Here is a 26,060-nt window from a genome sequence, read left to right as displayed (position 1 = left end):
GATGGCTGAGGCGCCCGTCCGGTTGTTGCTGATGATGGGGCGGCAGATCGCGGTGCCGGCGCCCGAGGCGGTGACCGAGGCGTTGCTGTCGGCGCAGATCACGGTCAGCGCGGGGCAGCGCAGCGGGTTCCAGCTGGCGTTCGACCTGTCGAAGAGCGGGCTGATCGGGCGGACCCTGCTGCCGTCCGGGTTCTTCGACCCGCCGACCCGGGTGGTGCTGACGGCGATCGTGCGGGGGACGCCGACGGTGCTGATGGACGGGATCGTCCTGCGGCACGAGGTCGGTGTGAGCGGGGTGCCGGGACAGTCGACGCTGACGCTGACCGGCGAGGACCTGACGGTGCTGATGAACCTCGAACCGCGGCAGGGTCTGACGTATCCGGCGATGGGTCCGGCGATCCGGGTGGCGACGATCATCGCGCGGTACGCCCAGTACGGGATCGCGCCGCTGATCGTCCCCGAGCTGGTGCCGCAGACACCGCTGCCGACACAGCGGGTGGAAGTCCAGACGGGCACCGATCTCGAATACCTCAACGAGCTGGCCAAGGCGAACGGGTACGTCTTCTACCTCGACCCCGGTCCGGTGCCGGGGATGAGCAAGGGCTACTGGGGACCCGAGGTGCGGCTCGGCGTCCCGCAGCACGCGCTGACCGTGAACTCCGACCATCTGTCGAACGTGGACCAGATGACGTTCGGCTTCGACGGCTCGGCCCGGGAGCAGCCGGTCGCCCGCGTCCAGATCCCCGCCACCAAGGTGGCGCTGCTGCTGCCGGTGCCCGAGGTGAGCGTGCTGCGGCCGCCGCTCGCGGCCCGGCCGGCGCCGGCCCTGAAGAAGAAGGTGCTCGCGGACACCGCGAAGAAGGAGCCGGCGCAGGCGGTCGCCGAGGCGCTCGCCAAGGCGGTCGAGTCGTCCGACGCGGTGAGCGGCTCCGGCCAGCTGGACGTCACCCGCTACGGACAGGTGCTGCGGGCGCGCGAGCTGGTCGGGGTGCGCGGGGCGGGGCTGACGTACGACGGCCTCTACTACGTGAAGTCCGTGACGCACAACCTGCAGCGCGGCTCGTACACCCAGAACTTCACCCTGGCCCGCGAGGGCCTGGTGTCCCTGACCCCGGCCGTGCTCCCGTGAGGACGACAGATGCCAGAAGCGACGAAGTATCTCGGCAAGTACCGCGGCACCGTGGTGAACAACGTCGACCCGTTGCAGCAGGGCCGGATCCAGGCCACGGTGCCGGACGTGCTCGGCGACACCCCGTGCACGTTCGCGATGCCGTGTCTTCCGGTGGCCGGTCCGCAGACCGGGATGTACGCCGTCCCGGTGGTCGGGGCCGGGGTGTGGATCGAGTTCGAGCAGGGCGACCCCGGCTTCCCGATCTGGACGGGCTGCTGGTTCGGCTCGGTGGCCGAGGTGCCGCCGCCCGCGCTGGCCGGCCCGCCGGGGCAGCCGAACATCCTGCTGCAGACCCGCGGCCAGTACAGCGTCCTCATGTCCGACCTGCCCGGCGGCCCCGGCATCACCCTGCGCTCACCGGGCGGGGCGATGATCACGGTCAACGACACCGGAATCCTGATCAGCAACGGCAGGGGCGCGACGATCTCGCTGGTCGGCAATGTGGTGGACGTCAACACCGGCGGGCTCACGGTGACCTGACCATGACGAACCTGCTGCACGTGAACGCGACCGTGAGCTGCCCGCACGGCGGGCGGGCGTCGTATCTGCCCGCCGCCCCACGGGTGAACCTGTCCGGCCTGCCGGCCGCCACCGTGGCCGGCACCTGGCTGATCGCGGGCTGCCCGTTCACCGTCGGGCCCAAGCCCCAGCCCTGCGTGACGATCCGCTGGGTGACACCGGCGGCGCGGGTGACGGTGGCCGGGGCGCCGGTGGTGACACAGGCGTCGACCGGGCTGTGCCTCAGCGCGGAGCAGGTCCCGCAGGGGCCGCCGCTGGTGACGGTCGTACAGCAACGAACCAAGGGGGTCTGAGCAAGTGACCGAGCGGATCGACATCGACTTCCCGTTCCGGGTGGACAGACGGGGGCGGACGGCCGACGTCGGCTACGACGGCCACCTCGGGGACCTGATCGAGCTGGTGCTGTTCACCAGCCCGGGCGAGCGCGTGATGCGGCCGGACTTCGGCTGCGGCCTGCTGGACCTGGTCTTCGAGCCGAACAGCCCGGAGCTGGCGGCCACCCTGCAACTGGCCGTCCACGCACAGCTGGAGCGCTGGCTGGGGGACGCGATCCAGATCGAGGCGGTGGTGGTCGACAGCGACGACAACGTGCTGCGGGTCCGGGTGGCGTACCTCGTCCGCGCGACCGGTGACCGCCGTACCGAGACCTTCGAAGGGAGGGCGCCATGAGCACCGGGGCGACGGCATCGTGCGGGACCGGGCACCGGCGCGGGGACATCAGGGCCGCGCGGCTCAACGGCGTCGATGCCGTGGAGGCCCACGACGACGGGCTGACGCTGGTGGTGACGTTCCTCGGCAGGGCGCCGAAGCGGCTCACCCCGGGCAACATCCGGATCGACGGCGGCCGCCGGATCACCGGAGTGCACGTCACCGAGGTGACGATCGAGCGCGCGGAGGACGCGGACCTGGACGACCGGGCGTTCGTCGTGGTCGACCGCACCGGCGACACCTCGCCGTACACGCTGTCCGTGGTGGAGCCGGACGCCTACGGGCGGCCGGGGACCGAGCCGCGGGCCGGGTTCGACCCGCGCTACTCCCGTGCCGACTTCGTGTTCCATCCGCAGTGCCCGGCCCGGTCCGACTGCGTGTGCGGGTGCGGCGGGGCGCACGACGCCCGCCCGGCACCGGTGATCGACTACACGGCGCGGGACTACGCGACGCTGCGCCGGCAACTGCTGGACCGGATGACGCTGGTCGCGCCCTCCTGGGTCGAGCGGCATGTGCCGGACCTCGGGACGACCGTGGTCGAGCTGCTCGCGTACGTCGGTGACCAGCTGGAGTACCAGCTGGACGCGGTGGCGACCGAGGCGTACCTGCACACCGCGCGGCGGCGGACCTCGGTGCGCCGGCACGTCCGGCTGGTCGACTACCCGATGCACGACGGGTGCAACGCGCGGGCCGCGGTGACGCTGGGCGTGGACGACGAGGTGACGCTGCGGCCGGGCACGTTCCGGTTCGCGGCGATCGACGTCAGCCAGGTGGACCCGGTGGAGCGGCCGGACCTGGGCGCGGTCGTGACCGAGGCGGCGCTGGCCGCCCTGCCGCCGGCCGTGCGGACCGAGGTCTTCGAGCCGCTCGCGAGCGGGGAGACCGAGCTGCGGCCGACGCACAACCGGATCCGGTTCCACACCTGGGGCGACGAGGAGTGCTGTCTGCCGAAGGGCGCCACGTCCGCGACGCTCGTCGACGAGGGGCTGTACCTGGTGCCCGGTGACCTGCTGGTGATCGAGGAGGTGCTCGGCCCGCGCACCGGCGCGGCGGCCGACGCCGACCCGGCGCACCGGCAGGTGGTGCGGCTCACCTCGGTGACGCCGGCGTGCGACGCGCTCTACGACCGGGCGGTCGTGGAGGTCACCTGGGCGGACGAGGACGCGCTGACGTTCGGCGCCTGTCTGACCACGACGGGCGGCCCGGCGTGCGAGCGGCTCGTCGACGTGACCGTCGCGCGGGGCAACGTCGTCCTGGTCGACCACGGGCGCGACCTGACCTTCTGCGGCGGCAGCCCGGAGGAGTACGACGTCCCGGCGGCGGCGGCGCCCCCGCCGGTGTGCGCGTCCGGCTGCTGTCCGGACCGTCCCGAGCAGGGGCCCGTCGGGGAGGCCGTCGTGGGGCTGATGACCGTGGCGCGGCGCGGGGAGCAGCTCACCGAGGAACAGGTCGCGACCGTGCGCGCCCTGGTCGGCCGGGCCGCGCTGGACCGGGCCGGACTGGACGCCGGCGCGCCCGCGGCCGACCAGGCGGCGAGCCTGGACACGCTGCTGGCGCAGCTCACCTACCCGGGCACGGCGGAGCCGTTCCGCCCCGAGCCGGCCGACGGGCCGGTGACGCACCGGACGGCCTACCCGGACCCCGCGCTGGTGTCGTCCGGGCAGGCGGACCTGCTCGACGGCATCGCGGCGCGGGCCAGGGCGCGGATCACCACGCTGTGGCGCGCGGCCCGGCCGCTGACCGAGGAGGAGATCGCCGAGCTGCGGCTCCTGGTCGGGCAGACGGTGCTGGACCGGCTCGGCCTCGCCCACGACGAGGCACGGGCGCTGCGCGACCTGCTGCTGCGCTACGAAGCGTTCCTGGGGGCCAGGATCCGGCGGCTGGCGCGGCTGTCCCGCCGGGCCCGCGACGGCGAGGTGCTCGGCGGCTGGCTGCTGGAGGAGCTCGCGCAGACCTGGGGTCCGGCGTACGCCGACGGTCTGCGGGCCGACGACCCGCGGCTGGCCGGACCGGCCTTCGCCGCGCTCGCCCAGGACCCCCGCGCCGCGCTGCCCGCGGTGACCGTCACGGCCCGCACACCGGACGGCACCCCGGCGGGGGAGTGGACGCCGCGCCGCGATCTGCTGACCGCGACCCCGGACACCAAGGCGTTCGTCGGCGAGGCCGAGCAGGACGGCCGGCTGACCCTGCGGTTCGGCGACGGCGTGCACGGCGAGCCGCCTCCGCCGGGCGGGCGGATCGCGGTCCGCCATCGCGTGGGCAACGGCACCGGGGGCAACGTCGGTGCCGAGGCCATCGGGCACCTGGTGCTGTGCGACGGCCACGACGACGCCGTCACGCTGGTGCGCAACCCGCTGCCCGCGCGCGGCGGGACCGAGCCGGAGGCCCTCGACGACGTACGACGGCTGGCGCCGCTCCAGCCGCACCGGGTCAGGCTCCGGGCGGTGACCCCGGACGACTACGCCGAACTGGCCTCGGCGGTGCCGGGGGTGCAGCGGGCGGCGGCCGACCTGCGCTGGACCGGCACCGGCCAGGAGGTGCACGTCGCGGTCGACGCCCTCGGCACCGGGGCGCCGGGCGCGAGGCTGCTGGCCCGGGTCGCGCACACGCTGGACGGCGTACGGCGGATCGGGCACGACGTGGTCGTGCGGCCCGCGACGGCGGTGCCCGTGGACCTGGAGCTCCAGGTCTGTGCCGCCGCCGGCCATCAGCGCGGTCATGTGCGCGACGCGGTGCGGCGGACCGTGCTGGCGCTGTTCGCGCCGGACGCGGTGACGTTCGGCGATCCGGTGCGGATCAGCCGGGTGGTCGCGGCGGCGGCCGCCGTACCGGGCGTGACGAGCGTGCTGGTGACCCGGCTCAGGAGGCTGTTCGCGCCGGACGCCGGCGAACTGGACGACGGCCTGCTGCGGATCGGACCGCTGGAGGTCGCCCAGCTGGACGACGACCGCGACCGGCCGGAGAACGGCCGACTGCACATCGAGATCGGGGGAGGCCGATGACCGGGGGCTGTCGGTGCGGTGCGGGCGGCGGAGCCTGCTGCACCGGAACCGAGCTGGAGACGCCGTTCAGCCGGGCGAACCCGCCGGGGCTGCCGCAGATCGCGTACCGGACCGGCGACCACCACGCGTTCTGGTCGTCGACGCTGGCGCGGCTGTCCGGCCCGGCGTACCCGGAGCTGCGCGACCTGCTGGTACGCACCCCGGACGACCCGGCGCTGTCGTGGCTCGACGCCTGGGCGGTGCTGGGCGATCTGCTCGGGTTCCACACCGAGCGGGTGGCGAACGAGGGATACCTGCGCACCGCGACCCGGGCGGACTCGCTGCTGCTGTTCGGCCGGCTGCTGGGGCACACCCCGCGGCCGGGCGTCGGCGCGGGCGTGTACCTCGCCTACCAGGTGGACCGGGACCGGGCGGTCACGATCCCGGCCGGGTCGCGGGCCCAGAGCGTGCCGGGGACGGGCCAGGAGCCGCAGTCGTTCGAGACCGTCGAGGACCTCGCGGCCCGGGCGGCGTGGAACGACCTGAAGGTGCGGCGGCGGCGGCCCTACCCGGTGCGGCTGCTGTCCGGCCGCACGATCGACCGGCGCGAGGTGCACCTGGCCGGTGCGGGGGCGCGGCTGCAGACCGGTGACCGGCTGCTGTTCGTGTTCGGCACCGAACCGGGGCGGCAGGCGCTCGACGTGGTGCAGACGAGCACCGTCGACGAGGCCGAGGGGATCACCTCGGTGCTCATGCCGGGCGCGAAACCGCCGACGCTCGCCGCGCTGGAGGACGGGTTCCGGGACAAGGTCGCCGAACTGCTGGAGGACGACAAGTACCGCGACAGCAGGATTGTCGGACGCTATGTCGACACCGTGCTCGTGCCGCTGCGCGACCGGCTGCCGTCCGAGCCCGGCGTGATCGAAGCCCGCGACGACGGGGACCCGGACGCGATCACGACCCCGACGGAGTTCGCGCGGGCGCTCGACGCCGCGTTGCAGCTGCTGGAGGAGTCGCTGGCGGCGGCGGCCCCGTACCCGGCGGTGCACGCCTTCCTCGCCGCACTGCGCACGGACCTGACCGCGATCCGCGAGCAGGCCGGCCGGCTGGAGCCCGAGCAGGACCGGCCCACGGAGGAGGACGGGAACCTGTTCGACCGGCTCGCCCTCGCCCGCTTCGTCACCACCACCGCCACCGGCGCGGACGACCCGGCACTGCTCGGACTGGCCGCGCTGCTCGGCTCGCTGCGCAAACCGCTCACCCCGCAGCCGTCGTCCGCCCGCGCGCTGCGGCTGGACCCGGCGAACGTGTTCGGCACCGGATCCGACGCCGGTGTCCGGCTGCTGACCGCGCTCGACCCGCGGCTCGCCTCCCTGTACGAGGCCTGGCGCCACGTCAACCTCACCAGGCCGCTGCCGCTCGCCGGGCTCCAGGCGATGCGCACGGTGGCGACCCCGTTCGGCGCCACCGCCCCGCATCAGCCGCAGTACGACAGGAACGGGCGGATCGTCGGGTACGTCGAGTGGCCGCTGACCGGGTCGAAGTCGCTGACCTTCACCGTCGAGTACGAGGACGGCACGCCGAAGACGCTCGTCCCCCGGTGGATCGAGTCCGGCAGCCCGGTCGGCGACTCGCAGACGCTGCCGTTCTCCGGTCTCCTCCAGGTGGGGCCGCTGGGGGTCTGGGTCACCACCACGACACCGGCCGGCGCACCGGCCACGGTGACCCTGCAGTGCTGGGGCAACGAGGTCGCACGCACGGTGACGTTCACCGGACCGAAGCCGGACAGCGGCACACCGCACGGCAAGATCACCGTCGAGGTCGCCCCGACGCTCGGGACCGACCCGGAGCCGGTCGTCAAGGACCTCCAGCCCGGCGACGAGGAGACCACCACCCACGGCGGCGTCAACGTCGTGCTCGGCCGGGCCGAGCGGGCAGAAGACCCGGACCGGGCCACGGTCGCCCTGACGACCACCAGCTCGGTGTCGACGAAGGTGCTCGTGCTGGACGCCGTGTACCCGGGCATCGGACCCGAGAGCTGGGTCGTGATCGAGCGGCCCGGCGCCGTACCGTCGCTGCAGAAGCTGGTCACCCGGGTCGAGACCGCCCGGGTCATCTCCCAGGCGGACTTCGGCATCACCGGCAAGGTCACCGAGCTGACCCTGGCGGACGCGTGGCTCGGCCCCGAGGACACCCAGCTGTCCCAGATCCGCAGGACCACGGTGTACGCGGGCGGCGAGCCGCTCACCGTCGCCACCGAGCCGATCCCGGAGGACGTGGCCGGCCGAGTCGTCGAGCTGGCCGAGCTGTACGACGAACTCGAGCCGGGCCGCTGGGTGATCGTGTCCGGCGAGCGCACCGACATCCCCGGCACCCCCGGGGTGCGGGCCGCCGAGCTCGCGATGGTCGCCGGTGTCTCGCACGCGGTCGACCCGGCCAAACCCGGGGAGCCGGTGCACACCACGATCACGCTCGCCGGACCGCTGGCGTACACCTACCGCCGAACGACGGTGACGGTCCACGGCAATGTCGTACGGGCCGACGCCGGCGCCACCCGGGACGAGCCGATCGGCAGCGGCGACGCGGGGCGGGCCGGGCAGCGCTTCACGCTGTTCGCCGCACCGCTGACCTGGCTGCCGGCCGACAACCCGCGCGGCGCCCGCAGCACGCTCCAGGTGCGGGTCGACGGGGTGCTGTGGCAGGAGGTGGACAGCCTCGCCGGTCAGCCGCCCACCGCGAAGGTCTACGTCACCGGCACCGGCGAGGACGGCCGCACCACGGTCGGCTTCGGCGACGGCGTGCACGGCGCCCGGCTGTCCACCGGCCACGAGAACGTCCGGGCCCGCTACCGGGTCGGTATCGGCGCCGCGGGCAATGTCGCCGCCGACACCGTGACCACGCCGCTGACCCGCCCGCTCGGCGTCACCGGGGTCACCAACCCGCTGCCGGCCGGCGGCGGGGCCGATCCGGACGGGCTGCGGCAGACCCGGCGGCAGATCCCGCTCTCCGTGGCGGCGCTGGACCGGCTGGTCGGGATCACCGACTACGAGGACTTCACCAGGTCGCGGGCCGGGATCGGCCGGGCCGCGGCAGGGCGGATCCTCGCCGGCCGCGAGCTGATGCACGTCACCATCGCGGGCGCCGGTGACATCACCCTCGACGAGGACGGCGAGATCGTCCGCTCGCTGCGCTCCGCCCTCGCGCTGTACGGCGACCCGCAGCTGCCGGTCCGGGTGGACGTGCGCGAGCTCGTGCTGCTGGTGATGTCGGCCGGGCTGAGGATCGCGCCGGACCACTCCTACGACCTGGTGGAGCCGACGGTACGACGCGCGCTGCTGGAACGGCTCGGGTTCGACAACCGTGAGCTGGGCCAGCCGGCGTACCTGTCCGAGGCGATCGCCGCCGCGCAGGCGGTGCCGGGCGTCGAGTACGTCGACGTGGACGTGTTCGCCGGTGTCCCGGGCAGCCTGACGCCGGCCGGGCTCCAGAAGCTGGCGTCCACGCTGACCACGCCGAACCCGACGGTGCCGGCCCGGCGGGCGTCCTACGCCGTCGAGTACCACGACGTGCGGCCGCTCGACGGCGCCGCCCCCGCGTCCTACCGCGAGTCGCTGACCTCGGTCGCCGCACAGGCCGGCATCACGGTCGCCGAACTGCTCCGGCTGAACCCCGGGCTGGCACCGGCCGAGCCGCTGCCGGCGGGCACCCGGGTCGTGGTGTTCGCCGGCGTGCGGCCCGCACAGCTGGTGCTGCTGTCACCCGCCGTCCCGACCACGCTGATCCTGAAGGAGGTACGCGGATGAGCCGCAGGCCGGACCGACTGAGCGAACTGATCGCGCTGCACCTCCGCCAGACCGACGCCGAGAACGGGTCCGCGCTGCGGGCGCTGCTCGCGGTGATCGGCGAGCAGGTCGACCTGGTGCAGAGCGACCTGGAGCGGCTCTACGACAACTGGTTCGTGGAGACCGCCGAGAGCTGGGCGGTCCCCTATCTAGGCGACCTGGTGGGCTACCGGCTGCTGCCCGGGCACGAGGAGGCGCTCGCGACGGCGGCCACGGACCGGCTGGTGGCCCGGCTGGCGCCGCGCCGGGACGTCGCCGCGACGGTGGCGTCCCGGCGGCGCAAGGGCACGCTGCCCATGCTGGAGGAGCTGGCGTCGTCGGTGGCCGACTGGCCGTCCCGGGCGGTCGAGTTCCACCGGCTGCTGCTGCGTGACCAGCCGATCAGGCTGTACCCGTCCTCGGACGAGGCGGCGGCGCGGCGGGCCCGGGCGGCACCGGGGCTGGTCGACGTGCGCGACGACGCGGCGCTGGTGGGGATCGGCGGGCCGTTCGAGACCCAGGGCCATCTCGCCGAGGCCGCGCGCATCGGCTCGGCACGGCGGCCGGGCCGCTACCGGCCGGCGAACGTCGGGGCCTACGTGTGGCGGCTGAGGCCGCAGCCGCTGACCCACGCACCGGCGTACTGCATCGACCGGGCGCGCAACCAGTTCACGTTCTCGATCCTCGGCAACGACGTGCCGCTGGCGACCGGGCCGGTGCCCGAGCCCTCGCCGGAGCACCTCGCGGGACGGGAGCATGTGCCGGCGCCGATCACCCGGCGCGAACTGGCCGACCGGCTGCCGGACTTCTACGGCCGGGACAAGAGCTTCGCGATCTGGCGGGACGGGCACCGGGACCCGGTGCCGGTGAGCGACATCGTGGTGGCCGACCTGTCCGGCTGGTTCTACCGGGCGCGGCGCGGCCAGGTGGTGGTGGACCCGGAGCTCGGGCGCATCGTGTTCGGGGCGCGGTCGGCGCCGCGCCGCGGGGTGTGGGTGAGCTACCACTTCCTCCAGCCGTCCGGCCTCGGCGGCGGGGAGTACCCGCGGGACGTGACGACGCCGGGCGCGGCGAAGGTGTACCGGGTGGGGCCGGACGAGGAGTTCGAGCGGATCCAGCAGGCCTACGCGGCCTGGCAGCGCGACAACCGCGATGGCGGCCGGCCGGAGGCGGTGATCGAGATCGCGGACTCCGGGGCGTACCAGGAGCAGCTGGAGTTCGTGCTGTCGCCGGGGGACCGGCTGGAGGTGCGTGGCGCGGAGCGCAGGCGGCCGGTGCTGCGGCTGCTGGACTGGTACAGCAACCGGCCGGACTCGCTGCAGATCCGGGCGCTCCGCGCGGAGGAGGGCGACCGCCGGCCGCCGCCGCGGTTCGTGCTCGACGGGCTGCTGGTCACCGGCCGCGGGGTCAGCGTGACCGGGCCGATGGGCGCGGTCGTCGTACGGCACTCGACGCTGGTCCCCGGGTGGTCGCTGGAGCCGCACTGCCGCCCCACCCACCCGGAGGAGCCCAGTCTGGTGCTGGAGAACACCACGGCGTGCGTGGAGATCGCGCACAGCGTCCTCGGATCGATCCTGGTGGTGAACGACGAGGTCCGCACCGATCCCGTCACCGTGTGCGTCACCGATTCGGTGCTGGACGCGACCGCCGCGGACCGCGAGGCGGTGTCGGCGCCGGACTGCCGGCACGCGCACGCGGAGTTGACGGTACGGCGGTCGACGGTGATCGGCGAGGTGCACGCGCACGCGGTCCGGCTGGGCGAGAACGCGGTCTTCGACGGTCTGATGCACGTCGCGCGGCGGGGGATCGGGTGCCTGCGGTTCTGCTATGTGCCGCCGGGCTCACGGACCCCGCCCCGCTACCACTGCCAGCCGGACCTGGTCGCGGAGGACCTGCGGCGGCTCGCCGAGTCGGGTGACGTGGACCCGGCCGACCTGCCGCGGTTGCGTGCGCTGGAGGCCGCGCGGGTACGGCCCCGGTTCACCGGCCGGCGGTACGGGGCGCCGGCCTACCTCCAGCTCGCGCCGTCGTGCGCGGCGGAGATCGCCCGGGGCGCGGACGACGGCTCCGAGCTGGGGGTGCTGCACGACCTGTACCAGCCGCAGCGCGAGGACAACCTGAGGGCGCGGCTCGCGGAGTTCACCCCGGCCGGTCTGGACGCCGGGATCGTCCCGGCCAACTGACACGGCGCCGATCGAGGAAACGGGAGGGAAAGGATGCACGGCGATTTCTCACGCCGGACGTACCGGCCGGAGGAGCACTACGTCGCGGTGGTCGGCCAGCAGGGCCGGGTGCTGCTGGACGCCGAGGCCAACGAGCAGGCCGAGCTGGGTCTGGCGGCCGACCGGGCCCTGGCCGCCGACCTGATCGGCCGGCACGGCGGGCCCGGTGACGGCTTCAGGATCGAGTACGACGCGGAGTCCGAGGGCGAGAAGGCCTCGCTCACCATCGCGCCCGGCAGGTACTACGTGGACGGCATCCCGGTCGACGCCACCCGTCCGGAACCGCTGCCGGCGGTGGAGGAGTGCGGCGGCCGGCCGACGGAGACCGGGCACGATCACCCGGACACGGCCGCGAAGAAGCTCGTGGCCGCGAAGAGGACGGCGTCCGCGAAGGCCGCGGCGAGGACCGACGACAGCACCGGGTGCGACCCGGCGTGGACGTACTGGGACCAGCCGTACGCCTACCGCGATGCCGAGCGGGTCGAGGACGAGCTGCCGTCCGGCCCGTTCCTGGCCTACCTGCGGGTGCACGACCGGCTGGTGACGGCCGTACAGGACCCCCTGCTGCGGGAGACCGCGCTCGGCGCCGCGCTGCCCGACACCACGGCGCGGGTACGGGTCGACTGGCAGGTGCTGCCCCTGGAGCTGGGGGAGGACCGGTGGAGTGATCCCGCGGGGGCGTTCGACGCGTGGGTCGCCGAGCAGCAGGACCGCACCTGCCGGCTCGCCGCGCACTCCGAGCGGCCGGCGCGGGTCGAGAACGACCCGTGCCTGGTGGCGCCGGACGCGCGCTACCGCGGACCGGAGAACCAGCTCTACCGCGTGGAGATCCACCGCGGTGGCGAGGCCGGCGAAGCGTCGTACAAGTGGTCGCGCGAGAACGGGTCGGTGGTGCTGCCGCTGACCGACGTCGACGAGTGGGTCACCCTGGAGGCACTGGGCCGCGACGACAAACTCGACCTGGACGTCGGTGACTTCGTCGAGGTCGGCGACGACGCGTCCGCCGGGCGCGGCGAGATCCTCGACCTGCTCCAGGTGGTCGAGATCGACCTGCCCGGGCGGCGGGTGCGGCTGTCCGGGGAGCCGGACCCGACGGTCGGGCGGCAGCCGGGGCGGCATCCGTATCTGCGGCGCTGGGACCAGCTGGAGAGCCGCCGCCGCGGCGCGCCCAGGCTGGAGGGCGGAGCGGTGAAGCTGGTCGAGGGCGAGTGGATCGACCTCGAGGACGGGGTGCAGATCTACTTCGCGCCCTGTGGACGGTACGTCTCCGGCGATCACTGGACCTTCGCCGCCCGCACCGTCACCGGCGCCGTCGAGTGGCCCACGGACGCCGTGGGGCGGCCGCTGCTCGCGCGTCCGGCGGGCGTCGCCTACCACTACGCGCCGCTGGCGTGGATCGACGACGGCCAGGCCCAGGACCTCAGGAAGGTCTTCCGGCCGCTCACGGCCTGACCGCCGAAGCCGCGCCCCGCACCAGCCGCCCCGCCTCGCCGGCCCGCAGACTCGCCCGTGACGGGTGAGGCACCGCACGGCCCCCTGAGCTGCGATGGAAGGGCGGCCGGTCGGTCGCGGTCGCCGCCCGGCCGACGCCCACCGGCGTTCCGGGCCGACTCGGCGAGGTGGACACCGTGGCACACTGGCGGGCTCTGATCGTCCTCGGCACGGCCCAGTTCCTGATGGTGCTGGACACGTCCGTCATGAACGTCTCCATCAGCCAGCTGGTCGAGGACTTCGACACCGAGGTGACCGCCATCCAGGGCGTCATCACGCTGTACGCCCTGGTCATGGCCGCCTTCATGATCGTGGGCGGCAGACTGGGGGACATCTTCGGACGCCGCCGGATGTTCCTGTTCGGCCTCGGCGTCTACGCGGTCGGCTCGGCCCTGACCGCCGCCGCCCCCACCGTGTGGGTGCTGGCCCTGGGCTGGTCGGTCATCGAGGGGCTGGGCGCCGCGATGGTGCTGCCCGCCATGGCCGCCCTCGTCGCCGCCTCCTACCGGGGGCGGGACCGGGCCGTCGCGTACGGCGTCATCGGCGGGCTCGCGGGCGCGGGCATCGCGGTCGGACCGCTGCTGGGCGGCTGGGTGACGACGTACCTCACCTGGCGGCTGGTCTTCGCCGGTGAGGTGGTGGTGGTCCTGGCGATCCTCGCCTTCCGCCGTGTGATCGCCGACATCCCGCAGACCGGGCCCCGGCCGCGGCTGGACGGGATCGGCGCCGCGCTGTCGGCGGTGGGCCTGGCGCTCGGCGTGCTCGGGGTGCTCCAGAGCGGCACCTGGGGCTGGGTGCAGCCACGCAATCCGCCCTTCACCGTCCTGGGGTTCGCGCCGACCCTCTTCGTGATCGGCCTCGGCGCCGTCGTCCTGGCCGTCTTCGTGCACTGGGAGCGGCACCAGGAGCGGCGCCACGCCGACCCCCTGGTCCATCTCGACCTGCTGCACCAGCCCACCCTGCGCTCCGGCCTGCTGTGTCTGCTCAGCCAGAACCTCATCCTGCTCGGGCTGTTCTTCGCCATCCCGCTCTACCTCCAGGTCGTCCAGGGCTTCGACGCCTTCGAGACCGGACTGCGCCTGGTGCCCGTGTCCGTCACCATGCTCGTGGCGTCCACGCTCGCCGCCCGGCTCGGGCGGAAGGCGGGTGCGCGCCTGGTGGTACGCCTCGCCCTGCTGACCCTGCTCGCCGCCATCGTGTGGCTGCTGGCCACCATCGACCCGGACATCGACGACGTGCAGTTCGGCTGCGCGATGGGGCTGCTCGGCATCGGGATGGGCCTGCTCGCCTCGCAGCTCGGCAACGTCGTCCAGTCCAGCGTGGGCGAGGAGGAGCGCAGCGAGGTCGGCGGGCTGCAGTTCACCGCCCAGAACCTCGGGTCCGCGCTGGGCACCGCGCTCATCGGGTCCCTGCTCGTCGGTGCCCTCGCCCAGGCCTTCACCACCGAGGTGGAGAACGACCCGCGGCTGTCGGAGGAGACCGTGCAGAGCACGAGCATCGCCCTGGAGGCCGGGATCTCCTTCGTGCCCACCGACCAGGTGCGCTCGGCGGCCGAGCAGGCGGGGCTGCCGCCGGCCGAGGTCGACGCGCTCACCGAGGCCTACGCCACGGCGCAGCTCGACGGTCTGAAGGCGGGCATCCTCGCCGCCGGAGGCGTCACCCTGGCCAGTCTTCTCGTCACCTCGCACCTGCCGGGCCGGCCGCCCACCCGTCGTCCGCAGCCCTCGCGCGCCGGCGCGGTCTGACCCGCGAAGGAGCTCGGCATGTCCGACACGGAGCACCTCAGGGCCAGGGAGCCCACCCTCGGGCGGCGGTCCCGCGCCGACTACACCGGGGGCGTCTACGGCTCGATGCTCGCCGCGTCCGTCGTGGTCGGCGCCGGAGCGCTGGGCGACTTCCCCCGTCTGGAGCTGGTGGGGCTGCTGCTGCTGACGGGCGTGGCGTTCTGGCTGGCCCATGTGCACGCCCAGATGTTCGGGGCGCGGCTGGTCCAGCGGCGGCCGGGCCGCACGGTCCTGCTGCACGTGTGCCGGGAGGAGTGGCCGATCGTCGAGGCCGCCGTCCCGCCCTCGGTCGCCGTGGCCGTCAGCCCCCTTCTGGGCCTCGATCTCACGGGCACGCTGTGGCTCGCGCTGTCGGTCGCCGTGGCGGGCCAGGTCGGCTGGTCGGTGGCGGCGGCACGACGGGCCGGGGCCGAGTGGCCGCTGGTGGCCGTCACCGCCGCGGTGAACCTGCTGCTGGGCCTGGCGATCATCGCGTTCAAGCTGCTCATCACCCATTGACCGGGAGGTGGCCGGGAGGCATCGCCGCAGATCAGCCGAGTGGCCCGGGCGGCGTCTCACCTCTGGTGGGTGAGGCTCCGCGGCCCGCCGCGACGGACCATCGCAGGGAGACCACAAGGAAGGCTCATGCGCTACGAGATCCGTGTCGACGGACAGATGTCGGAGACGTTGACCAAGGTCTTTCCCGAGCTGGACCACGTCGTGATGTCCGGCCAGACCGTCCTGTTCGGGCACGTCGTCGACGAGGCGCATCTGTACGGCCTGCTGGCCCGCTGCCAGTCCCTGGGACTGCGCGTCCTGGAGATGCGGCAGATGCCGGACTGACCCCCGTTTGGAGGAGCCATGACCGTGCCGTCGTCGCCCGGCGGGGATCCCGCCGCCGTACTCTCCGCCCTCGGCCGCTCCTGGACCTGGCTGCTCGGGTCGGCCGTCGCCACGCTCGTCCCGGGCATCCTGGTGCTGGTCTGGCCCGACGAGACCCTGCACGTCCTCGCGGTGCTGATCGGGCTGTATCTGCTCGTGACCGGGCTGTTCCGGTTCGTCGCCGTCTTCGCCCGGGAGGACCACGGCGAACGGCTGCCCGGACTCCTGCTGTCCGTGCTGTACGTCCTGGCCGGCGTGCTCTGTCTGCGCAACCCGCTGCAGACCATCGCCGCGCTCTCGCTGATCGTCGGGGTCGTCTGGCTGGTGTCGGGCGTCCTCACCCTCTACACGGCCCTGGCCACCCGGGACCTGCCGCACCGGGGCTTCGTCCTGGCCGTGGCCCTGCTCGCCGTCGTCGCGGGCATCGTCGTGCTGGCCCTGCCCACCGAGTCGGCCCGGGCGCTGACCCGGCTGCTCGGGCTGTGGCTGGTGCTGCTGGGCCTCGCGGAGGTCGCGCTGGCCCTCGCCTGGCGGGCGGCGCTGCACCGGGCGGGTCTCACCCGCTCGGGGTGAGGCGCCCGGCGCTTGCCGTGCGCACGCTGAAGACGCAGTCAACGGCCGACGGGCGCAGGCCCGGAACGGAGGACCGAGATGACCGGGGACACGTACCTCGCCTACGACTATCCGCTGCTCAGCGCCTTCTGGACCATGCTGATCTTCTTCCTGTGGATCATGTGGTTCGTGCTGCTGTTCCGCGTGATCGTGGACATCTTCCGCGACGACGACCTCAGCGGCTGGGCCAAGGCCGGCTGGCTGGTGTTCTGCATCTGCCTGCCCTTCCTGGGCGTGTTCGTCTACGTCGTGGCCCGCGGGAAGAACATGGGCCGCCGGGAGATGGCGCAGGCGAGGGAACAGCAGCAGCAGTTCGACGACTACATCCGGGACACCGCCAAGGGCACCGGCGCCCCGACGAGCAGTGTGGACGAACTCGCCAAGCTGTCCGAGATCAAGGCCCGCGGGGACATCACGGACGAGGAGTACGACCGGGCCAAGCAGCTGGTCCTGAGCGGACACGGCTCCGCGAGCCACCGCTGAGCGGCCGGACGCCACCGAAGACACCGAAGTCACCGAATCGAGGCAGGGCATGACGACCAATCCGACGCCGACGCACGCGCGCGAGACCGGGCGGCACTGGGCCGAGGGTCTGACGGCGTTCGCCGCGGTCACCCTCATGATCGCCGGGGTGCTGGACATCTTCCGCGGGATCATGGGGATCGCCGAGGACGACATCTTCGTCACGACGAGCAGCTACGTCTTCCGCTTCGACCTCACCGGCTGGGGCTGGGTCCATCTGATCCTCGGGGCGGTCGCGGTGATCGTCAGCCTGGGGCTGTTCCAGACGGCGATGTGGGCCCGCGTCGGCGGTGTGGCCATCGCGAGCCTCATCATCATCGCCAACTTCCTCTCCCTGCCGTACTACCCGGTCTGGTCGGTGGTGATGATCGCCTTCTCCGCGTTCGTCATCTGGGCGCTGTGCGTCGTGCGACCCGACCGGTACGCCTGACCCCTTGGAGCGCGAACAGGAAGGCTGACGACATGTGCCGATGGCTGGCCTACTCGGGGACCCCCATCCTTCTCGACACGATCCTGTACAAGCCGGCGCACTCGCTGATCGACCAGAGTCTGCACTCCCGGATGGGCGTGGAGACGACCAACGGCGACGGCTTCGGCATCGGCTGGTACGCGCCCGAGTCGGACGACCAGGTCCCGGCGGTCTTCCGGGACGTCGGTCCGGCGTGGAGCAACCGCAACCTGCGGGAGATCGCCCGCCATGTCCGCTCCCCGCTGTTCTTCGCCCACATCCGGGCGACGACCGGCACGGCGGTGCAGCAGACCAACTGCCACCCCTTCCGGCACGGCCGCTGGCTGTGGATGCACAACGGGGCGATCAACGACTTCCGCCGGATCCGTCGTGATCTCGCCCTCGCCGTCGACCCGGAGCTGTTCCTCGACATGGAGGGCTCGACGGACTCCGAGATGATGTTCTACCTGGCCCTCACCTTCGGGCTGGAGAAGGACCCGCCGGCCGCCGTCGAGCGGATGGCGGGGTTCGTGGAGCAGGTCGGGCACGACCACGACGTGGAGTTCCCGCTCCAGATGACGGTCTCGGTCGCCGACGGCGAGCGGATGTGGGGCTTCCGCTACTCCAGCCAGGGACAGTCCCGCTCGCTGTTCTACAGCACCGCGGTGGAGACCCTGCGCGAACTCCACCCCGACCTCGCCTTCCTGCGGGAGGTCTCCGACGAGACCCGGCTCGTCGTCTCCGAGCCCCTGGGCGACCTCCCGGGCGCCTGGAACGAGGTGCCCGAGAGCAGCTACGGCGTCGTCGAACCGGGCAACGACCAGATGCACCAGTTCACCCCACAGGCGGTCTAGCCGTCCCGTTCGCCGACGAGGCGGTCGCGGGGCGGGCGCTTCAGTGGACGGAGAACCCGCCGTCGACGAAGAGCGCCTGCCCCGTGACATAGCCGGAGGCGCGGGAGGCCAGGAACACCGCCGCCCCGGCGAAGTCCTCGGCCAGCCCGTTGCGGCCGACCATGGTGCGCGCGGCCAGTGCGGCCACGCGCTCCGGGTCGGCCGACAGCCGTGTGTTGAGCGGGGTCATGACGAAGCCGGGCACCAGGGTGTTGCAGGTGACGCCGTGCGGCGACCACGCCTCCGCCTGGGAACGGGCCAGCGACTCCAGCGCCCCTTTGGAGACCCCGTACGCGCCGCTGCGGACGAAGGCCCGGTGCGCCTGCTGGGACGTGAGGTGGATGATCCGCCCGAAGCCCCGCTCGGCCATGCCGGGGCCGAACCGCAGGCCCAGCAGATAGGGCGCCTCCAGGTTCACCGCCATGGTGGCGTCCCACACGTCCTCGCCCAGCTCGCCCATCGGCGGCCGCAGGTTGATGCCCGCGCTGTTGACGAGGATGTCCGGCTCGCCGAACACGGCGGCCGCCTTCTCCGCCGCCGCGCGCACGCCGTCCCGGGTGCTCAGATCGGCGCTCACCCAGGCCGCCCGGCCGCCCTTTGCCGTCAACTCCTCGACGGTGGCGACCAGTTCCGGCTCCCGGCGGGCCACGACCACCACACGCGCCCCGGCCCCCGCGAGCGCGCCGGCGATGGCCCGTCCGATGCCGGAGCTGCCGCCCGTCACCAGGGCGACCAGGCCGTCCAGTGAGAACAGTTCGGAGAGATAGGCGTGCGGGCCGCGCTGCGAGGTCATGTCCGCACCCTATCGGCGGGGCCCTGTCGAGCGACCTTGCCAAGCGAACTATTCCGATATATCGTTGACGCATCGCGACAGATCAACGATGGAATGGAGTGATGGGCGATGCGTACCCACGGATTCGAGCGTGGACATGGTGAGGACGGCCCCTGGAGCGGCCGCGGTGGACGGGGCGGCCGGCGTGCGGCCTTCGGGCCCTTCGGTCCGGGTGGCCCCGGCTTCGGCCCCGGCGGTCCCGGTTTCGGTCCCGGCGGACCGGGCTTCGGTCCCGGCCCCTGGGGCGGACGAGGGCGCGGCGGACCCAGGGGGAGGGCACGGCGCGGTGACGTACGGGCATCGATCCTGGCCCTGCTCAAGGACCGTCCGATGCACGGTTACGAGATGATCCAGGAGATCGCCGAGCGCAGCGGCGGGGCGTGGAAGCCCAGCCCCGGCTCGGTGTACCCGACCCTCCAGCTCCTGGAGGACGAGGGTCTGATCAGCAGTGAGAGCGAAGGCGGCAAGAAGCTGTTCTCGCTCACCGAGGAGGGCCGTACGGCGGCCGAGGAGGGCCCCGAAGCCCCCTGGGAGGAGGCCACGCGTGGCGTCGACTGGGAGGCGCTCGGCGAGATCCGCCAGGCCGGGTTCGGTCTGATGGAGGCCTTCGGGCAGGTCTGGAAGACCGGCAGCAAGGACCAGCGCGACAAGGCGCTCACGGTCATCAACGAGGCCCGCAAGAAGCTGTACCTGATCCTCGCCGACGAGGACTGACGGCAGTCGTACGGCGCTGTGGCGGTCCTACGACGACGAGGGCGCCCCGTGGAGCGATCCGCGGGGCGCCCTCGTCGTGTCGTACGGCGGCCGTGGCCGGCCCGGGTCAGGCCACCAGCCCGCCCAGTTTGCGCAGCGACTCGTTCAGGGCGGCCGTTCCCGAGTCCTTCAGCTTGCCCGCCATCAGCGACACGGCCGCGCCCGTGAACTCGCCGTCGATACGGACCGTCGTGGCGTCCCCGTCCGGGGTGAGGGTGTAGCGGGTGGCCACGGACACCGCCATCGGGCCCTTGCCGCGGATCACCAGCACCCGCGCCGGCTCCAGCTCCGCGACCGTCCACTCGACCTCGGCCGGGAAGCCCATGAGCTTCATGTTCTCCTGGAAGGTGGCGCCCACCTCGAGGGTGTCCGGGCCGCCGCCGGGGAAGTTGGTGTGCGTCGCGTTCCACTCCCCGTAGGCCGGCCAGTCGGTGAGCTGGGCCCACACCTTCTCGGCCGGTGCCTGGATGCGTGCCTCCGCGCTGACTTCGGCCATGAGACCACCCTCCTCGTGTCGGGCAACTGGGCGCTTCGGTGTCGCGGAACGTAGCTCCAGGACCTCGAACATTCAATACTGATGAACCGTCAAGGCGGCGCGCGCCCCCGACAGGTGTGTGGCCTGATCTCCTCCGCAAGGAGGAGATTCCGTCCACCGGTGTCCGCTCTGTGTGGGACGCGCAGATGCTTCCCTCCGGGGATGACGCGGCCGGACGGGGCTGATGAGGTGGGGATGTGCAACCCCGTATTCCCCGGCAGTCGACAGGTGACCAGGCGACGCACGGGACGGACGACGACCTGAGACCCGACGACGAGTCCGCGGCGGTGCTCGCCGCCGCCCGCCGCCGCGCGGTGCGCGACGGGGACCGCCAGATCGACACCGCCCATCTGCTGCACTCCCTCCTCGAACACGATCCCCGGGTCCGCGCCGTCTTCGGCGACGGGCCCCAGCTCGCCCGGCTGCTCGGCTATCTGGTCCAGCGCAGCATCGGTTACGGCCTGCGCTGGCAGAGCGGGGTCGAGGACTCCGGGGCGCTGCCCGTCGTCCCGGCGGTGGAGGGGTTCTCGCCGGTCGCCGCCGCCGCGCTGGAGCGGGCGGGAGCGGGCGGCGGCCGGCCGGGCGCCGTCCGGACCCCCGGACTCGACCTCCTCACCGCGCTCGTCGCGGACCCGCAGGCCCGGGCCGTCGAGGTCCTCACCCATGCCGGCGTGGACGTGCACGACCTGCGCGCCCGCGTCGGGGAGAGCCTGGCGGTACGCGAGCCGGAGGAGCTGTGCTGACCGCCGTCCAGTTCCCGAGACAGGTGTCATCGGGGATGACGGTGCTGTCATGGCCTGTCATCATGTGCCGGTGCGCACCTCTGGAAGCAGTCAGGGCAGCCGCGGCAAGGGCATCGGGCTCGGGCTGGCGGTCGGATCGGCGATCGCCTTCGGCGGATCGGGGGTCGCGGCCAAGCCGCTGATCGAGGCGGGGCTCGACCCGCTGCACGTGGTCTGGCTGAGGGTGACCGGCGCCGCCCTGGTCATGCTGCCGCTCGCCGTGCGCCACCGCGCGCTGCTGCGCCGCCGTCCCGCGCTCCTCGCCGGGTTCGGTCTGCTCGCGGTGGCCGGTGTCCAGGCCTTCTACTTCGCCTCGATCTCCCGGATGCCCGTCGCGGTGTCCCTGCTCCTGGAGTACCTCGCGCCCGCCCTGGTGCTGGGCTGGGTGCGGTTCGTGCAGCGGCGGCCGGTGACCCGCGCCGCCGCGCTCGGGGTGGTCCTCGCCGTCGGCGGGCTCACCTGTGTCGTCGAGGTGTGGTCGGGGCTCCGCTTCGACGCCCTCGGGCTGCTGCTCGCGCTGGCCGCCGCCTGCTGTCAGGTGGGCTACTTCGTGCTGGCCGACCAGGGCGGCGACGCCGGCGACGACGCCCCCGACCCGCTCGGTGTGATCGCGTACGGTCTACTGATCGGCGCGCTGGTGCTCACCGTTGTGGCCCGCCCGTGGAACCTGGACTTCTCCGTGCTCGCGGGCTCCGCCGACCTGAACGGCACCCGGGTCCCGGCCTCGCTGCTGCTCGGCTGGATCGTGCTGATCGCCACGGTCGTCGCGTACGTCACCGGGGTGCTCTCCGTGCGCAGGCTCTCGCCGCAGGTCGCCGGGGTCGTGGCCTGTCTGGAGGCGGTCGTCGCGACCGTGCTGGCCTGGGTCCTGCTGGGCGAGCATCTCTCGGCACCCCAGCTCGCCGGCGGCGCGATGGTGCTGCTCGGCGCGTACATCGCCCAGTCGTCCGCGCCGGCCAAGGGCTCCCCGCGGCCGGTCGCCGGCGGTGAGCCCGAGCGGGATCCGTCCGCCCGCGAGGCCACGGCCTGACACGGGCGGGGGAGGGCGCCCCGCGGGTGTCAGTGCGTCACCGGGCCGCCAGGTAGTCCGGGAACGGCGTGCCGGGGGCCAGGTCGGCCTCCGGGAGCGGGGCGCCGAACCCCTTGCTCAGCGGGAGCACCCCGGCCCAGTGCGGCAGGGCCAGGTCCTCGGGCTCCTCGTTGACCCCGCCGGTGCGGGTCTTGGCGGAGACCTCGTTCAGGTCGAGGCGGATCACCGCGGTCGCCGCGAGTTCCTTCTTGTTCGCCGGGCGGGAGTCGGCGGCGCGGCCCGGGACGACATGGTCGACCAGGGCGTCGAGGGCGGCGCGCTTCTCCTCCGGGTCGGTGACGTCGTACGCCAGGCCGTGCACCACCACCGAGCGGTAGTTGATCGAGTGGTGGAAGGCGGAGCGGGCCAGCACCAGACCGTCCACGTGCGTCACCGTCAGGCACACCGCCAGCCCCGGGTCGGCCTGGCCCGCCATCCGCAGCGGACGCGAACCGGTGGAGCCGTGCACGTACAGGATCTCGCCGACCCGGCCGTACAGCGTCGGCAGCACGACCGGCGCGCCGTCGCGGACGAAGCCGAGGTGGCAGACGTACCCCTCGTCGAGTATCGCGTGCACCAGGTCCTTGTCGTAGGAGGCCTTCTGTGCGGCACGCGTGGGGACCGTGCGGTCGGTCGCGGGGTACGCGGCGGGCCGCTGTGTCGGCTGAGGGGTCCCCTGCATTGCGCTCTCCATTGACCTCTCCATTGCACTAGTGCATAATCTGCTTTGTGCTAGGAGAGTATCGGATCGAAGGCCGGCGCGCAGCGGACATTTCCGCGAGCATCGAGCGCGCGGTGGGTGAAGGCGCCCTGGAGCCGGGGCAACTGCTGCCGCCGATGAGGGAGTTGGCGGTCACGCTCGGGGTGAACCCGAACACGGTCGCGGCCGCGTACCGCACCCTGCGTGAGCGCGGGGTCATCGAGACGCACGGGCGGCGGGGCAGCCGGGTGCGTCCCAAGCCCGCCACCACCGGCCGGGAGAAGGCGCGTCTCGATGTGCCGGAGGGGGTTCGCGACCTGGCGGACGGCAACCCCGACCCGGCCCTGCTGCCCCCGCTCACGACCGCCTTCACGGCGGCCGCCGCACGCGCCGACCGCGAGCCGGTCCTGTACGGCGCCGATCCCGTGGACCCCGGCCTGGCCCGGGCGGCCCGCGCCGCGCTCGACGCCGACGGCGTGCCCGCCGGACCGCTCACCGTGGCCTCCGGCTCCCTGGACGCCGTCGAGCGCGTCCTCGCCGCCCACCTCAAGCCGGGCGACGGGGTCGCCGTGGAGGACCCCGGCTGGGGGCGCACCCTCGACCTCGTCCCGGCGCTCGGGCTGCGCACGGTCCCGGTCGGCGTCGACGACGAGGGCCCGCTCCCGGACGGCCTGCGTGCGGCTCTGGAGAGCGGGGCGCGCGCCGTGCTGATCACCGACCGCGCCCAGAACCCCACTGGGGCCTCCGTGACCGCGGCACGCGCGCGTGCGCTGCGCACGGTCCTCGCCGACCATCCCGGGGTCCTGCTGATCGAGGACGACCACGGCCACGGCATCGTCGACCTGCCCCTGTCCCCCCTCGCGGGTGTCACCCGGCACTGGGCCTTCGTCCGCTCGGTCGCCAAGGCCTACGGCCCCGACCTGCGGCTCGCCGTGCTCACCGGCGACGAGGTCACCGTGGACCGGGTCCGGGGGCGGCAGCGGCTGGGGCCCGGGTGGGTGAGCCTGCTCGTCCAGCGGGCCGTGGAGCGGCTGTGGGCCGACGGCGCGGTGGACGCTACGGCGGTGGCGTCGGCGTACCGCGAACGGCGCGAGGCGCTGATCACCGCGCTGGCCGAGCGGGGGGTCGCCGCGCACGGGCGCAGCGGGATGAACGTGTGGGTGCCCGTCCCGGACGAGACCGGGGTGGTGGCGAGGCTGCTGCACGCGGGGTGGGCGGTGTCACCGGGGGCACGCTTCCGGCTGAGCGCCGGGCCGGGGATCCGGATCACGGTGTCGACGCTGCGGGCGGAGGAGGTCGGGCCGCTGGCTGACGCGGTGGCCTCGGCCCTGGGGCCGGTTCCCTCTCGTAGCTACGTCTAGGGCCGCGGGGGTGTCGGTCGTCTGCGGCTGCCGGTGCGTCGTGGCGGGTCGCGCAGTTCCCCGCGCCCCTGGGGCGTCACCTCGTCCGTGCCTGGGTCAGTGCCGCCCCCGCCAGCACGATCACCGCCCCCACCGGCGTCGACCAGCTCAGCGGCTCGCCCAGCAGCGCGACCCCCGCCCCCGTCGCGATCACCGGGATGAAGTACGTGACCATCTGCGCGGTCGTCGGACCGACCTCCGCCACCAGCCCGTACTGGATCAGCAGCGCCAGACCCGTGCCGAGGGCGCCCAGCGCGGCGATCGCCAGGAGCGGCAGCAGGGCGAAGTGGTCCGGGACGCCGGCGACCAGCGGGGTCACGACGGCGAGCTGGAGGCCGGCCACGCCCAGTTGCGCGCCGGTCATCGACAGGGCCGAGGCCCCCGTCCCGGCCAGGGTGCGGCGGACGTAGATCCAGCCGATGGGGTAGCTCAGTGAGGCGAGCAGGGCCATCGCGGTGCCGCGGGCGTCCAGGCCGTGGAAGCCCTGCCAGGCGCCCAGGACCGTCAGGACCCCGAGGAAGCCCAGGCCGAGACCCGCGACCCGGACCCGGGTGGGCCGGTCCTCGGACAGGGCGACCAGGGAGAGTGCCATGCCCCACAGGGGCGAGGTGGCGTTGCAGATGCCGGCCAGGGTGGAGGGGATCGTCAGCTCGGCGTAGGCGAAGAGCGAGAACGGCAGGGCGTTGAGCAGGAACGCGGCGACCGTCAGATGCGCCCAGGTGCGGGCCCCGCGCGGGAGCCGCTCCCGCCGCACCGCCATCGCGACCGCCAGCACCGCCGTCCCGAACACCAGCCGGCCCAGGGTGACCTGGAACGGGGCGTAGCCATGGGTGCCCACCTTGATGAGCAGGAAGCTGAAGCCCCATATCAGCGAGAGCGCGCCGAACCGCAGACGCCAGTCGAGCGTGCGGCGGATACGGGGGCCCGCGGAGGCCGAGGCGTGGGTGGTGGCGGCGGTGTCGGCGGCGGTGGTCATGGCAGCAACCATGCGGCACAGGACTTCGTAGCACAATCGAGAATTCGCACCCGATACCTCGTAGCATTGCTTACATGTTGAACCTGGAGCGCCTGCGGACCCTCGACGCCCTCGCCCGGCACGGTTCGGTCAGTGCCGCCGCCGCGGGCCTGCACATCACGACCTCGGCCGTCTCCCAGCAGCTGGCCAAACTGGAGCGGGAGGTCGGGCAGCGGCTGCTGGCCAAGCACGGCCGGGGGGTGCGGCTGACCGACGCCGGGCGGCTGCTGGCCGAGCACGCGGCCCGGATCCTGTCCCAGGTGGAGCTGGCCCAGTCCGATCTGGAGGCCCGGCGCGGACAGGTCGCGGGGGAGCTGCGGATCTCCGCGTTCCCGACCGCCGCACGTGGTCTGTTCCCCGTCGCGCTCGCCGAGCTGCGCAAGGCGCACCCGGGGCTGCGGCTGCGCTCCTGCGAGCTGGAGCCGGAGAACGGCGTCGCGGGGGTCGTCCGCGGCGATCTCGATCTCGCGGTCGTCCTGGACTGGTACAACAAGCCGATGCCCGTGCCGGACGGGCTGGTCAAGGCGCCGGTCCTGGACGACCCCGCCGAGGTCGCCATGCCGGCCGGGCATCCGCTCGCGGGCCGGGACGAGGTGGATCTCGGGGAGTTCGCCGGGGACGAGTGGATCACCTGGGGCGAGGGCGAGTTCTGCCACGAGTGGCTGATGTTCACCCTGCGCTCGCGGGGCGTCGAACCGATCGTCGGCCACCGGGCCGCCGAGACCCATACCCAACTCGGGCTGGTCGCCGCCGGGTTGGGCGTCTGCATCGTGCCGCTGCTCGGACGCGACCCGGTGCCCCAAGGGGTCGTCATGGTCCCGCTCAAGCAGCGGGTGCGCCGTCATGTGTACGTGGTCTGGCGGGCGGACGCGGACCGCCGTCCGTCGATCCGGGCGGCGGTCGAGGCCCTCAAGTCGGCTGGAGCCGCCCTGAGTTGACTG

At 73.5% G+C, this 26,060-nt stretch carries 24 protein-coding genes; 20 read left to right on the top strand and 4 right to left on the bottom strand.

Features of this window, described 5'->3' with window-relative positions:
* Position 1 precedes the first annotated feature (1 nt).
* The 15 genes from ACYQ8Q_RS08485 (at position 2) to ACYQ8Q_RS08415 (ending at position 17,994) form a co-directional block, all read left to right on the top strand.
* Positions 2-1,129 (top strand): hypothetical protein, encoded by a 1,128-nt coding sequence (locus tag ACYQ8Q_RS08485; protein WP_460063253.1) that lies wholly within the window; start codon positions 2-4, stop codon positions 1,127-1,129.
* A gap of 9 nt (positions 1,130-1,138) precedes the next feature.
* Complete coding sequence (locus tag ACYQ8Q_RS08480) at positions 1,139-1,651, top strand: phage baseplate assembly protein V (protein ID WP_460063252.1); 513 nt, start codon at positions 1,139-1,141, stop codon at positions 1,649-1,651.
* A 2-nt stretch (positions 1,652-1,653) separates the two neighbouring features.
* On the top strand, positions 1,654-1,983 hold the full coding sequence (locus ACYQ8Q_RS08475) for a hypothetical protein (RefSeq protein WP_460063250.1): 330 nt from the start codon (positions 1,654-1,656) through the stop codon (positions 1,981-1,983).
* 4 nt (positions 1,984-1,987) lie between these two features.
* A complete protein-coding gene (locus ACYQ8Q_RS08470; RefSeq protein ID WP_460063249.1) occupies positions 1,988-2,359 on the top strand; it encodes a GPW/gp25 family protein in 372 nt (123 codons plus the stop codon).
* Entirely contained in the window at positions 2,356-5,400 is a 3,045-nt protein-coding gene (locus ACYQ8Q_RS08465; protein WP_460063247.1) for a putative baseplate assembly protein, read from the top strand. Before ACYQ8Q_RS08470 ends, ACYQ8Q_RS08465 begins: the two co-directional genes overlap by 4 nt.
* A complete protein-coding gene (locus ACYQ8Q_RS08460) occupies positions 5,397-9,182 on the top strand; it encodes a putative baseplate assembly protein (protein WP_460063245.1) in 3,786 nt (1,261 codons plus the stop codon). Before ACYQ8Q_RS08465 ends, ACYQ8Q_RS08460 begins: the two co-directional genes overlap by 4 nt.
* A complete protein-coding gene (locus ACYQ8Q_RS08455; RefSeq protein ID WP_460063244.1) occupies positions 9,179-11,383 on the top strand; it encodes a hypothetical protein in 2,205 nt (734 codons plus the stop codon). Before ACYQ8Q_RS08460 ends, ACYQ8Q_RS08455 begins: the two co-directional genes overlap by 4 nt.
* A gap of 33 nt (positions 11,384-11,416) precedes the next feature.
* A complete protein-coding gene (locus ACYQ8Q_RS08450; protein WP_460063241.1) occupies positions 11,417-12,874 on the top strand; it encodes a DUF6519 domain-containing protein in 1,458 nt (485 codons plus the stop codon).
* Positions 12,875-13,050: 176 nt separating this feature from the next.
* Positions 13,051-14,658, top strand: a complete 1,608-nt coding sequence (locus tag ACYQ8Q_RS08445) for an MFS transporter (protein WP_460063239.1) — start codon at positions 13,051-13,053, stop codon at positions 14,656-14,658.
* An 18-nt stretch (positions 14,659-14,676) separates the two neighbouring features.
* The gene (locus ACYQ8Q_RS08440; protein WP_460063237.1) at positions 14,677-15,195 is read left to right on the top strand and encodes a hypothetical protein; all 519 of its coding nucleotides are present in this window, start codon (positions 14,677-14,679) and stop codon (positions 15,193-15,195) included.
* 126 nt (positions 15,196-15,321) lie between these two features.
* The gene (locus ACYQ8Q_RS08435) at positions 15,322-15,519 is read left to right on the top strand and encodes a hypothetical protein (protein ID WP_460063236.1); all 198 of its coding nucleotides are present in this window, start codon (positions 15,322-15,324) and stop codon (positions 15,517-15,519) included.
* A gap of 18 nt (positions 15,520-15,537) precedes the next feature.
* Complete coding sequence (locus tag ACYQ8Q_RS08430) at positions 15,538-16,131, top strand: HdeD family acid-resistance protein (protein WP_460063235.1); 594 nt, start codon at positions 15,538-15,540, stop codon at positions 16,129-16,131.
* A 78-nt stretch (positions 16,132-16,209) separates the two neighbouring features.
* Complete coding sequence (locus ACYQ8Q_RS08425; protein ID WP_460063234.1) at positions 16,210-16,653, top strand: SHOCT domain-containing protein; 444 nt, start codon at positions 16,210-16,212, stop codon at positions 16,651-16,653.
* Between the two features lie 49 nt (positions 16,654-16,702).
* Positions 16,703-17,122 carry a DUF7144 family membrane protein gene (locus ACYQ8Q_RS08420; protein ID WP_460063232.1) on the top strand — a complete coding sequence of 140 codons (420 nt, stop codon included), beginning with the start codon at positions 16,703-16,705 and terminating at the stop codon, positions 17,120-17,122.
* 32 nt (positions 17,123-17,154) lie between these two features.
* Entirely contained in the window at positions 17,155-17,994 is an 840-nt protein-coding gene (locus tag ACYQ8Q_RS08415) for a class II glutamine amidotransferase (protein ID WP_460063231.1), read from the top strand.
* 40 nt (positions 17,995-18,034) lie between these two features.
* Here ACYQ8Q_RS08415 and ACYQ8Q_RS08410 read toward each other — a convergent pair whose 3' ends face one another.
* On the bottom strand, positions 18,035-18,826 hold the full coding sequence (locus ACYQ8Q_RS08410) for an SDR family NAD(P)-dependent oxidoreductase (RefSeq protein ID WP_460063229.1): 792 nt from the start codon (positions 18,824-18,826) through the stop codon (positions 18,035-18,037).
* Positions 18,827-18,934: 108 nt separating this feature from the next.
* Here ACYQ8Q_RS08410 and ACYQ8Q_RS08405 point away from each other — a divergent pair, with 108 nt between their 5' ends.
* A complete protein-coding gene (locus ACYQ8Q_RS08405; protein WP_358994099.1) occupies positions 18,935-19,579 on the top strand; it encodes a PadR family transcriptional regulator in 645 nt (214 codons plus the stop codon).
* A 106-nt stretch (positions 19,580-19,685) separates the two neighbouring features.
* Here the strand turns inward: ACYQ8Q_RS08405 and ACYQ8Q_RS08400 are convergent, their stop codons facing one another.
* On the bottom strand, positions 19,686-20,114 hold the full coding sequence (locus ACYQ8Q_RS08400) for a type II toxin-antitoxin system Rv0910 family toxin (RefSeq protein ID WP_460063226.1): 429 nt from the start codon (positions 20,112-20,114) through the stop codon (positions 19,686-19,688).
* A 236-nt stretch (positions 20,115-20,350) separates the two neighbouring features.
* Here ACYQ8Q_RS08400 and ACYQ8Q_RS08395 point away from each other — a divergent pair, with 236 nt between their 5' ends.
* On the top strand, positions 20,351-20,896 hold the full coding sequence (locus tag ACYQ8Q_RS08395) for a Clp protease N-terminal domain-containing protein (protein ID WP_460063225.1): 546 nt from the start codon (positions 20,351-20,353) through the stop codon (positions 20,894-20,896).
* Positions 20,897-20,960: 64 nt separating this feature from the next.
* On the top strand, positions 20,961-21,965 hold the full coding sequence (locus ACYQ8Q_RS08390) for an EamA family transporter (RefSeq protein ID WP_460073217.1): 1,005 nt from the start codon (positions 20,961-20,963) through the stop codon (positions 21,963-21,965).
* A gap of 37 nt (positions 21,966-22,002) precedes the next feature.
* On the opposite strand, the gene ACYQ8Q_RS08385 is transcribed toward ACYQ8Q_RS08390, so the two are convergent.
* On the bottom strand, positions 22,003-22,686 hold the full coding sequence (locus ACYQ8Q_RS08385) for a pyridoxamine 5'-phosphate oxidase family protein (RefSeq protein WP_460063222.1): 684 nt from the start codon (positions 22,684-22,686) through the stop codon (positions 22,003-22,005).
* Between the two features lie 47 nt (positions 22,687-22,733).
* Here ACYQ8Q_RS08385 and ACYQ8Q_RS08380 point away from each other — a divergent pair, with 47 nt between their 5' ends.
* Positions 22,734-24,065 carry an aminotransferase class I/II-fold pyridoxal phosphate-dependent enzyme gene (locus ACYQ8Q_RS08380; protein WP_460063219.1) on the top strand — a complete coding sequence of 444 codons (1,332 nt, stop codon included), beginning with the start codon at positions 22,734-22,736 and terminating at the stop codon, positions 24,063-24,065.
* A 76-nt stretch (positions 24,066-24,141) separates the two neighbouring features.
* Here the strand turns inward: ACYQ8Q_RS08380 and ACYQ8Q_RS08375 are convergent, their stop codons facing one another.
* Entirely contained in the window at positions 24,142-25,080 is a 939-nt protein-coding gene (locus ACYQ8Q_RS08375) for a DMT family transporter (protein WP_460063218.1), read from the bottom strand.
* Between the two features lie 74 nt (positions 25,081-25,154).
* Here ACYQ8Q_RS08375 and ACYQ8Q_RS08370 point away from each other — a divergent pair, with 74 nt between their 5' ends.
* Positions 25,155-26,057, top strand: coding sequence for a LysR family transcriptional regulator (locus tag ACYQ8Q_RS08370; RefSeq protein ID WP_460063216.1), 903 nt, complete (start codon positions 25,155-25,157; stop codon positions 26,055-26,057).
* The last annotated feature ends 3 nt before the right edge of the window (positions 26,058-26,060 follow it).

The organism is Streptomyces sp. YKOK-I1 (genome assembly GCF_054660435.1).
This window is presented reverse-complemented; position numbering and strand designations above follow the sequence as displayed.